General features: G+C 53.0%; 2 protein-coding genes and 1 pseudogene. All 3 read left to right on the forward strand.

Translation table 11 applies throughout. From position 1 onward, the window contains the following. A pseudogene (locus tag IFO68_RS21790) lies at positions 1–246 on the forward strand (hypothetical protein); the annotation flags it as partial. Between the two features lie 126 nt (positions 247–372). After that, positions 373–498 (forward strand): hypothetical protein, encoded by a 126-nt coding sequence (locus tag IFO68_RS22060; RefSeq protein WP_255558100.1) that lies wholly within the window; start codon positions 373–375, stop codon positions 496–498. Between the two features lie 2 nt (positions 499–500). Beyond that, positions 501–1382 (forward strand): major capsid protein P2 (locus IFO68_RS21795; RefSeq protein WP_192017844.1); only part of this gene is annotated, 882 nt, incomplete at its 3' end.

Raw genomic sequence — 1382 nt, forward strand, 5'->3', positions numbered from 1 at the left:
TGGTATCTGTGCGCGGTCAATTCGATGAACGATGCCAAGTACCTGTCTGACGCGAAATCCGTGCCGGTGGCAGACATTGCCGCCTTACGTTCGGCCAAAGTGAACAAGCTGGAAATCAACAAGCCGATCGCGGATTTCATCCACGTCGAGGACGGCGTAGGGAACTATCAGAAAGGGGCACTGAACTGCCAGACGGGCCGCAAAGTGGCCCTGAGCTACCGGAAAAACAGCAAAAAAGCAGCGTGATGCCCGTCACGTTTAAACCTATAGGTTACCCGCCTAACCTATAGGTTTCTCCTCATTTCCAACCTGCCTAAAAGTCGTTTTCATAGCACCACCTTAACGGTTCAACCAACAACTCAAAGGAACGCTATGAAGAAAGAGCACAAAGTCATGCTGATCACTGTGGTGGTCACTTTGCTGATCATTGCGGTGATCAATAACGTGTCTTCGCTGAAGACGCTGAAAGAAACAATTTACGGCGACGGGTGGTTTTAATCATGAATGTAGTAGCAGTAACGCCAGAAGCGCAGGCGCAAGCCTTAGCCAATTACAAATACGAAGGGGTGAAACAGCTCAAGCTGTCGAGCTTCAGCGGCGTGACTTATAACGGACGTTCAACGCTGACGATCCCGACAGGCCAGACGTTTGACTCGTTCATGTTTAACACCAACCTGCCGATAGAGCGGCTGGAAATCACGTTCCGCCTGAACAGTAACGCGTTTATCAGCGGTATCCCGGCGACCTTCTTTCGTACGCTGGAGCAATACAAACAACTGGATGTACCCGCGGCGCTCGCCCCACAGGGTGAGCAGGTCTTTATTGTGTCCTTTGCCGATTTGTCCCTGAAGCTCAAAGACGGCCAGCAGCTGACTTCACTGGTCACCATGCTGGGTGAGTCACTACAGATTCAGGTCGATATTGCGGCCAAGCAGGACGGCGACCCGGATAGCCCGACTCTTGAAGTCATTGCCGAGACCAACAAGCCGCAGGCATTGCGTATGTATCTGCCGCGTCTGGAGCGTTTGCAGATTGATATGCCCGCGCAGGGCACTAACACCTTTAACACCCTGCCGAACGACATGAAGCGCAGCATTCGCCGCATGCACTTCATGACGGATGCGATTGAAGAGCTGGAAATCAAGCGCGATGACAACGTGGCCTATGAAACCACCGCCTGGCGTGAGCGTTACATGGCGAACCGCAACGATCTGATGTGGCAGGACGGCATGTTCCATCTGGACTTTCTGATGCGCGGCTTTATCCGCAATGAAATGTTCCCGACGGCCCGTGCCAAAGAGCTGCTGTTTACCTTCAAGACGAAAAAGCCCGCGGGCAGCGTCACCGTGATTACGGAATATCTGGACGTTGAGCGCACGGCG

The organism is Photobacterium arenosum (assembly GCF_014841115.1).
Classification (GTDB): domain Bacteria; phylum Pseudomonadota; class Gammaproteobacteria; order Enterobacterales; family Vibrionaceae; genus Photobacterium; species Photobacterium arenosum.